Origin of the sequence: Flavobacterium sp. (assembly GCF_040402835.1) — a bacterium.
In the GTDB taxonomy this organism is placed as follows: Bacteria; Bacteroidota; Bacteroidia; order Flavobacteriales; family Flavobacteriaceae; genus Flavobacterium.
Window position 1 is genome coordinate 19025 of record NZ_JBBALW010000032.1, and the last position, 8651, is coordinate 27675.

Annotated in this window: 9 protein-coding genes; 2 read left to right on the forward strand and 7 right to left on the reverse strand. The window is 32.9% G+C overall.

Annotated elements, in window-relative coordinates; translation table 11 throughout:
• Nucleotides 1–42 precede the first annotated feature (42 nt).
• From AC9UEH_RS10140 to AC9UEH_RS10155, 4 genes are all read right to left on the reverse strand, one after another.
• Nucleotides 43–1044 carry a vWA domain-containing protein gene (locus tag AC9UEH_RS10140; RefSeq protein ID WP_509531380.1) on the reverse strand — a complete coding sequence of 334 codons (1002 nt, stop codon included), beginning with the start codon at nucleotides 1042–1044 and terminating at the stop codon, nucleotides 43–45.
• Nucleotides 1037–2656, reverse strand: a complete 1620-nt coding sequence (locus tag AC9UEH_RS10145) for a hypothetical protein (protein ID WP_509531382.1) — start codon at nucleotides 2654–2656, stop codon at nucleotides 1037–1039. The genes AC9UEH_RS10140 and AC9UEH_RS10145 overlap by 8 nt, the downstream gene beginning before the upstream one ends.
• A gap of 5 nt (nucleotides 2657–2661) precedes the next feature.
• Nucleotides 2662–3525: a DUF58 domain-containing protein gene (locus tag AC9UEH_RS10150; RefSeq protein ID WP_509531384.1), complete on the reverse strand. Its 864-nt coding sequence runs from the start codon at nucleotides 3523–3525 to the stop codon at nucleotides 2662–2664.
• A gap of 77 nt (nucleotides 3526–3602) precedes the next feature.
• Nucleotides 3603–4607 carry an AAA family ATPase gene (locus AC9UEH_RS10155; RefSeq protein WP_509531386.1) on the reverse strand — a complete coding sequence of 335 codons (1005 nt, stop codon included), beginning with the start codon at nucleotides 4605–4607 and terminating at the stop codon, nucleotides 3603–3605.
• Between the two features lie 212 nt (nucleotides 4608–4819).
• Here AC9UEH_RS10155 and AC9UEH_RS10160 point away from each other — a divergent pair, with 212 nt between their 5' ends.
• Together AC9UEH_RS10160 and AC9UEH_RS10165 are read left to right on the forward strand one after the other, a co-directional pair.
• Nucleotides 4820–5692, forward strand: coding sequence for an aldo/keto reductase (locus tag AC9UEH_RS10160; RefSeq protein WP_509531388.1), 873 nt, complete (start codon nucleotides 4820–4822; stop codon nucleotides 5690–5692).
• Between the two features lie 37 nt (nucleotides 5693–5729).
• Complete coding sequence (locus AC9UEH_RS10165) at nucleotides 5730–6482, forward strand: SDR family NAD(P)-dependent oxidoreductase (protein WP_509531390.1); 753 nt, start codon at nucleotides 5730–5732, stop codon at nucleotides 6480–6482.
• Nucleotides 6483–7135: 653 nt separating this feature from the next.
• On the opposite strand, the gene AC9UEH_RS10170 is transcribed toward AC9UEH_RS10165, so the two are convergent.
• From AC9UEH_RS10170 to AC9UEH_RS10180, 3 genes are all read right to left on the reverse strand, one after another.
• Complete coding sequence (locus AC9UEH_RS10170; protein WP_509531392.1) at nucleotides 7136–7579, reverse strand: hypothetical protein; 444 nt, start codon at nucleotides 7577–7579, stop codon at nucleotides 7136–7138.
• Nucleotides 7563–8306, reverse strand: a complete 744-nt coding sequence (locus AC9UEH_RS10175) for a GLPGLI family protein (RefSeq protein ID WP_509531394.1) — start codon at nucleotides 8304–8306, stop codon at nucleotides 7563–7565. The genes AC9UEH_RS10170 and AC9UEH_RS10175 overlap by 17 nt, the downstream gene beginning before the upstream one ends.
• 90 nt (nucleotides 8307–8396) lie before the next feature.
• The coding region (locus AC9UEH_RS10180; protein WP_509531396.1) for a hypothetical protein at nucleotides 8397–8651 on the reverse strand (255 nt) is incomplete at its 5' end.

Below are 8651 nucleotides of genomic sequence, written 5' to 3' on the forward strand. Positions count from 1 at the left end.
TTAATTCCATTTCGGCTTCCTCATTATTTGGAAAGCTTGGGATTATATAAAACTTCTGAATAATGTGTTTCGCAAACCTATTTCTACCAATAATAACAAACCAGCAAAAAGTGCAAATGGGCGGAATTTTTCATCATAATCGTAGAATTTCAATTCTTGGATTTCTGTGGTTTCCAACTTGTTAATCTCATTATAAATAGCTTCTAATTTTTGATTGCTGTTGGCTCTAAAATATTTCCCTCCTGTATTTTTGGCAATAGAACGCAACAAACTTTCATCAATTTCCACTTTCATCATTCTAAACAAAAACTGTCCGTTTGGGGCAATTGCATAAGGGAAATCAGCCATTCCATTTGATCCAATTCCAATTGTATATACTTTAATTCCGTATTGTTGTGCAATATCAGAAGCCGTTTGTGGCTCAATAAATCCAGCGTTATTCACACCGTCGGTCATTAAAATAACAATTTTACTTTTGGCTTTACTATCTTTTAATCGGTTGATTGCGGTGGTCAATCCCATTCCAATTCCTGTTCCGTCTTGAAGTACATTGTCGTATTTTATACTTCTAATGGCATCTAAAATAACGGCTTTATCACTCGTTACTGGCGATTTTGTATAAGCTTCAGAAGCGTAAACTACCAATCCAATTCGGTCGTTAGGTCTTGCTTTTACAAAATTTTCGGCAACATCTTTCAACGCTTCCATTCGATTTGGCTTTAAATCTTTTGCCAACATACTCCCAGAAACATCGATAGCCATTACAATATCAATTCCTTTTGTGGTTTTCGTTTTGCTGCTCACATCAACCGTTCTTGGTCGTGCCATTGCAATTATTAAAGAGCTTAACGCCAATAATCGAAAGACAAATAACATCGGTTTCAATTTCGCTAAAAAAGATTTTGAAGTTTTGAATCCTTGCAAAGAACTGATCTTTAAAGTTGCGGTTTGCTCGTTTCTTTTCCAAATTTGCCATCCAATTAGTATTGGAATCAAAAGGAAAAGCCAGAAAAAATCGGGGTTTAAAAAAGTTACTTTACTCATTGCTTACGTCTTTTTTAAATTCAACGGAATTGATTACGCGTTCCGAAATTTGTTCTGCATATTTGTCGCCCTCTTCGTGGAAAATCATCACTTGTTGGTAACCGCCGTCTTCTTTAAAAATTAGTATTTCATAATAAAGTTTCACACTTTTCTTTAAAATAGGATCTAATTTTACCATTGTTCCGAAACCTTTCAAACCTGTAATACCCATTTTTGTTTGGAATTCTTCTTGTTTCAAAACCACATTTTGCCCGCCAAAACCATCAATCGTTCCTTCCAAACCTTTTTGCAAGTCATATTCTGATTCTTGTTTTGGTTTTGCAGTTACCAATGCGATATAGAAATTGCTCTGCAAACTTCCGTAAGTAAAGGTGCTCGCTTCTTTTAATAGTGTAATTACTTCCTTCGGAAATTGTTTTGTGGCATCAATTCGTGTCAAGACTTTTGGCGTTTCAATATACATTTTTGGATTCCCATATTCGCTTGAAACCCATTTTCCTTCAACCAATTCTTTTGTAGGTCGACCAATTATAGTGTCTTTTACATAATCGAAACCTTTGGTCATTACAAAGAAAATAAACAATCCTAAAATTGCCCCAACTACAAATCCAATTGCAGTTAAAATCCGCGTTCTTTTTTGTTTTTTTAATTTTTGCAAACGACGCATTTCGTCCCATTCACTAGTGTCTTCTTCAATTTCAATCTCTATTGGTATGGATTTATCCAATGTTAAAATTGCTTTTTCAATCTTATTTTGGTCTTCTGCAATTTCATAATCCAATGGTTTAGATTTTGCAAATTTCACTAAATCGGCTTGCTTTAAAACGCGTTCCAAATTTTCTAATATTTCTGCCGAAAGCGTCATTTTCTTTTTGATAGAAGCCGCCCGAAGTGCCAAAATTAATTCCGAAGTGGTGCTTTCCATTGCAGGAATTTCAATAGCTTCTTCGATATAATTTCTTGCAATATCGGTCAATTCACTATAATATTCTTTTACCGCTCCTTTTTGCCAAAGCTCTTTTTTCTCTAATGTTTTTAATAAAATAGTGGCTCTTTCAATTGGGGATTTCAACTCTTCTACTTCTTCAACTTTCTTTTTTTGGTATTTTTTTATTAACCAATATATCAAAGCGCCAATTCCTAAAATCAATAAAATGATTAGCACATATTGCCAGAAATAACTCAATTGATACGGCACTTCAACGATAGGTTTGATGTCGAATAATTTTTGTCTTAGAGTATCCACTTGCACATTGGAAACCTCAACCAAAAGCGAATCTGTTGCAAATGCTTTGTTGTTTATCAGTACTTTCAAACTCGGAATTACATATTTCCCAGAGTCAAATTGGGTAACACCATATTTTTTTATAAGTTCATATCGGTCGCCGAGTTTGATCGTATCAATTACATAAGAACGAATAACTTCCATTTTTCCAAAGTTTTTAGACGTTGGAAAAACCACTTTCGCCAAAGTATCAACATTGGTTTTTAGAGTCAAATTGAACTGTGCGCCAATTTTATTTTTGGTAACATCTATTTTAGTTTCCACTTGCTTTTGAGCAAATAGGGAAGCCGAAATTAGAAAGAATAGAATGTAATATTTGATTTTCATTGCTTTTATCGCGACTTAAAATAACTTAATAATTTGGTTACATAACTTTCATCAACTCTTGTGTTTACAACACCTGAGCCCGATTTTCTAAACGTTTCTGTAAAATAATCTACTTTGCTGCGGTATTCTTTTTCATATTCTAACCGAACTGATTTTGAACCTGTATTCACCACTTGTGTTTCTCCAGTTTCAGCGTCAACCATTGAAACCATTCCAAGATTTGGCATTTTTTCTTCTCGAATATCAAATACTCGAATGCCTGTAATATCGTGTTTTTTGGATGCAATTTTCAATGTATTTTCGTATTCATCTGACATAAAATCAGAAATCATAAATACAATGGCTTTCTTTTTTTGTGTTCCTGATAAAAATTTTAAGGCTTGTGAAACATCGGTTTTATTGCTTTTCGGATGAAATTCGATTAACTCTCGGATGATTCTCAAAACGTGCGATTTTCCTTTTTTTGGTGGAATATACAATTCAATTTGGTCAGAAAACAAAATCAAACCAATCTTATCATTATTTTGAGTTGCCGAAAAAGCCATTGTTGCGGCAATTTCTGTAACAATGTCTTTCTTGAATTGGTTTTTAGAACCAAAACTTTCCGAACCCGAAATATCAACCATCAACATCATCGTTAATTCCCGTTCTTCTTCAAAAACCTTAACGTGTGCTTCGTTGTATCGCGCCGTTACATTCCAATCAATTGCACGAATATCATCGCCATATTGGTATTGACGAACTTCCGAAAATGTCATTCCACGCCCCTTAAAAGACGTATGGTATTCGCCCGAAAAGATATGATCGCTCAATCTTCGGGTTTTGATTTCTATTTTTCGAACTTTTTTGAGTAAGTCTTTTGTATCCATTTTGTTTTGGTTGTTGGTTGTTGGATATTAGTTAATGGGGTTTTCCCAACAACTAATAACCAACAACTATCAACTATTTAAGGTACTTCAATTTCGTTTACAATTTTGTTGATGATGTCAACAGAAGTAATGTTTTCGGCTTCCGCTTCATACGTAATTCCAATTCTGTGACGCAAAACATCGTGAACTACCGCACGCACATCTTCAGGAATTACATAACCACGGCGTTTTATAAAAGCATAACATTTTGCTGCATTTGCCAAATTGATACTTCCACGTGGCGACGCACCAAAACTGATTAATGGTTTTAAATCTGCCAATTTGTATTGCTCTGGAAAACGAGTTGCAAAAATAATATCAAGAATATATTTTTCGATTTTTTCATCCATATACACTTCACGAACCGCTTCTTGCGCTCGCAAAATTTGTTCTACAGAAACTACCGCATTTACTTTTTCGTAAGCGCCTTTTAGGTTTTGACGAATAACCATTCGTTCGTCTTCCATTTTAGGATAATCGATAACAGTTTTCAACATAAAACGATCCACTTGTGCTTCTGGAAGTTGGTACGTTCCTTCTTGTTCAATTGGATTTTGCGTTGCCAATACTAAAAAAGGTCTTTCTAATTTGAAAGTGGTATCGCCAATAGTTACTTGTTTTTCCTGCATCGCTTCCAATAATGCTGATTGTACTTTTGCTGGTGCACGATTGATCTCATCTGCTAAGACGAAATTGGCGAAAATTGGTCCTTTTTTAATAGAAAACTCATTTTGCTTGATGTTGTAAATCATTGTTCCTACCACGTCGGCAGGCAATAAATCGGGGGTAAACTGAATTCTGCTGAACGATCCGTGAACGGCTTGCGACAAGGTGTTTATCGCTAAAGTTTTTGCCAAACCTGGAACACCTTCTAATAAAATGTGTCCTTGTCCCAGAAGTCCAATCAATAATCTTTCAATCATGTGCTTTTGACCTACAATTACTTTGTTCATTTCCATGGTGAGAAGGTCTATAAAAGCGCTCTCTCTTTCAATTTTTTCATTAATTGCTCTGATGTCTAAAGTCGAAGTATTTTCTTCCATTTTACTAATTTTATTACTGTGAATTTTAACATTTAAATTTGAGAGTGCAAATTGAATTTTTTTTTAGGAGTACGATGTTAAAAAATGGTTAAAACTTCTATAAAACAACTACTTTTAAGGCTGAATTGTGATTTTGTTTTTATAATTTTAAGAACTTTAAAGAAATACCTTTACTACTTTTACATTTTAATTTCTAATTAAAACATAAACCCTTGAATAAAAACACCTTATCGCCCATTATTGCGGGCACGATGAATTGGGGAGTTTGGGATAAAAATCTCAGCACTTCTGAAATGGATAGTATGATTCAAATTTGTTTAGAAAACAAAATCACTACTTTTGACCACGCTGATATTTATGGTTCTTATACCACGGAAGCGGCGTTCGGAAAAGCATTTGCTTCAAGCAAAATCAAAAGAGAAATTCTTCAATTTGTTTCAAAATGTGGCATTCAGCATCTTTCAGAAAACAGACCAAACAAAATCAAGCATTATGATTATTCGAAGGAATACATCATTTGGTCGGTTGAAAATTCACTAAAAAACTTGCAAACAGATTATTTAGACGTGCTTTTATTGCACCGCCCAAGTCCGTTAATGCAAGCCGATGAAATTGCAGAAGCCGTTACTAAATTAATAACAGAAGGCAAAATACTTGATTTTGGACTTTCTAATTTTACCGCTTCGCAAACGGAATTAATTCGTCAGAAAACGGCAATTAGTTACAATCAAGTGCAGTTTTCGGCAACGAATTATGAGCCAATGGTGGATGGAAGTTTCGATTATATGCAAATTCACAACATTCAACCTATGTCTTGGAATCCGTTAGGAACCGTTTTTAGAGAAGACAACGAGCAAACCAGAAGAATGAAAAAATTGTTGGCAACATTGGTTGATAAATACCATTTTGGGTCGGATACGATTTTGCTTTCTTGGATTTTGCAACATCCTGCTCGTGTAATTCCAATTGCGGGAACGGTAAATATTGCCAGAATTCAATCGCTGATGAAAGCCACAGAATTGCAACTCGAAAAAGAAGATTGGTTTGCCATTTGGACCGAAAGTATGGGTCAAAAAGTCCCTTAAATTTTATTAAAATAACATCGTATAAATAACAATAGCTTTGAATAAAACAGCATTAATTACAGGAGCAACAAGCGGAATTGGAAGAGCAACCGCAAGAATATTGGCAAAAAACAACTATAAAATTGTGCTTTGTGGTCGCCGTGAAGATCGGATTTTGGAACTTCAAAAAGAACTCTTAGAATTTACAGAGGTACACACTTTATTGTTTGATGTTCGGGACAAAAAAGCGGTTTTTGACAGCATTGCCTCGCTTCCAGAATCGTTTTCTAGCATAGATGTTTTAATCAATAATGCAGGAAATGCACACGGATTAGACCCAATTCAAACGGGCGATTTAGACGATTGGGACGCAATGATTGACATCAATTTAAAAGGACTTTTGTATGTTTCCCGTGCGATAATTCCCCAAATGGTAGCACGGGAATCAGGTCATATTATCAATATTGGTTCTACAGCTGCTAAAGAAGTATATCCAAACGGGAATGTATATTGCGCTACAAAACACGCTGTTGACTCGCTAAATCAAGCGATGCGAATCGATTTGAATCCGTATGGTATTCGCGTAGGCGCCATTCATCCGGGATTGGTTGACACCGAATTTAGCACCGTTCGTTTCAAAGGAGATGCTGAAAAAGCAGCAAAAGTTTATTTAGGTTTTTCACCTTTGCAAGCAGAAGATTTAGCCGATATTATCCATTTTGTAGTTTCAAGACCGTATCATATTAACATTGCAGATTTGGTGGTAATGCCCACGGCGCAAGCAATGGTGGGGATTGTGAAGAGGAGCTAAAATAACTAAATATGACTTTTTTATTAGTGCAACAGCTTTATTTCATTCTACACTTTAAGGATTAATAGCTAAAAGAGATTAAGTATAGCAAATACTATTATAATTACTCTCTTTTAGGCTATTGTTAATCATTGAAACATTATAATTAATGCCTCAAAGACTATAATTATACTGCATTTAATGCTTGTATAAAAGACAATTTAAGTTACCCTAAACTCATTTAAGTTTTGTAAACTTCTTCTGTTTACTTCAATAAACCTATAATTTCTTATTAATTATATGGTGAAAGCGTAATGTGAACCTGAACGGTATCTTTAACGATTTCTAATAGATAGGATCCTTTTTTTAGTAAGCTGAACCTGGTGTCAAGCTCAAAATAAAGTAGAGTGTTGAAATCAAAAATGAAGTCGCTATCTTGAATAAAAACTGCTTCTTACATTGTCAATCTATTTTTTCAATTTGCTCTTATAATTGTAAAATACAAATAGAAAGATTAAACAACCTATTAAATAGGATGTCATTACGTATATATTTCCAACCAACTGTTTCGGAAAAATAAGAAATACAAACATCGTGACTACATAAAATATGAGAAAAGAACCTCCAAATTTTTCTTTTAATAATTTTTGATTTTTCATTTTATATATATTTAATTAACCGCCATAACTATCATAGCATTGAACACTTGCCATTACTTGTAATGTTCCACAAGCCCAAACACATGCTGGGATGCCTAAACCTGCTGTTGTGGCTAGTGCAGTTGTATCGCAACCGGCATGACATAATACTGACCCTGCAACAGCGGCTGCAATACATAATCCATATCTCCAGCCAGACCGATTTGTTACATTCATTACTATATAAAATTCGTCTTGTAATACTTCTTGAGTTAAATTTATATTTAAAAAACAGTTACCCGAATAATCGGAGTAACAATAAGCAACAACTTTACCTAAACTATCTTTTACGATTATGCTTGCAGAATTTACGGCAATATTATCTGTGTTTTTAATAATACCTGATAATTTAGTTTGAGATTTTGATGTTAAACAAAATAGTAAAAAATAAGCGATAAAAATTTTATTTTTCCCATTCAAATTTTATTTCGCGTGCTCTATTATACTTTCTTTCTATTACTTCTGTACCTCTTTCTGTGTACTTAAGTAATGCTTTGTTACTCATTTCTCTTTTTAAATTTTCGTCTTGTTCAATATATTTTTGTAAAGTCATTTGTTTTAAGTTTTTGTCAATTTCTAATTTTTTATCTTCAATATTTTTCGTAATTTTTGTAGTACTCCAAGAAAAGCTATTTGTTTCATCGTAAATTTGAAGAATAGCACCTGGTAGATTATTGAACTTCCATGGCCCAACTTCTAATGGTAATTCAGTCGAATACCATGCAATGTAATTTCTACCTCTAAAAAAAACAGTTGCTTTACCACATAAATAATTTGAAATTAATTTTGTTTCAGTTTCAAATTTCCATTCAAATTTTGGAAATTTTTCAATGCAAATTATTTGTTTATTATCTAGGTATTCTACAGATAATAAGGTATCATTCTTGCTTTTGTATATTTGAAACCTTTTTTCATCATTATTTCCCCCAAAATATATATTTTTATTTAATGTACCAGATTCTTGATTTTTTTCATCTTCTGATGTTTTTTGTTTAAATGATTCATAATAAAAACTGATATCATTTTTATTGAAATTTAATATACCAGTTCTATTTAACATATTTAGAGTTACATCGTATTCTATAGTAAAAGATTGAGAAAAAGAAATTAATGGTATTAAAATAAGTAAACAAATTATTTTTTTCATACTTAAAATTTATTAAATTAAGATTTTAAACGAGATAATAAATGTAACTATGGTAAAATTATTTTACCATAGTTATACTATTTACTTAATTTATTCAGCTAATAAATCTTTGCAACTAATTCCTTTAACTAAAACACGAATTGTTTCACTAGTTCCGTCAGTGTAAACAAAAGTAATTGTTAATAAACAGTCTACTAGTGATTTGGACTCAACTAATTCATAATTTGAAGAAATTTTAATTAACTCAATAGGTTCTTCTTTATTAATTGAAGAACTTTTTTCGTTAGAATTATTTGCAAACCCAATTGAACCAATCAGCATAAAAGCTAAACTAAAAAATAAATT

What these genes read in the sequence shown, in the direction of transcription:
- AC9UEH_RS10140 (WP_509531380.1), bottom strand. Translation starts at nt 1,044, where the DNA reads ATGAGTAAAGTAACTTTTTTAAACCCCGATTTTTTCTGGCTTTTCCTT.
- AC9UEH_RS10145 (WP_509531382.1), bottom strand. Translation starts at nt 2,656, where the DNA reads ATGAAAATCAAATATTACATTCTATTCTTTCTAATTTCGGCTTCCCTA.
- AC9UEH_RS10150 (WP_509531384.1), bottom strand. Translation starts at nt 3,525, where the DNA reads ATGGATACAAAAGACTTACTCAAAAAAGTTCGAAAAATAGAAATCAAA.
- AC9UEH_RS10155 (WP_509531386.1), bottom strand. Translation starts at nt 4,607, where the DNA reads ATGGAAGAAAATACTTCGACTTTAGACATCAGAGCAATTAATGAAAAA.
- AC9UEH_RS10175 (WP_509531394.1), bottom strand. Translation starts at nt 8,306, where the DNA reads ATGAAAAAAATAATTTGTTTACTTATTTTAATACCATTAATTTCTTTT.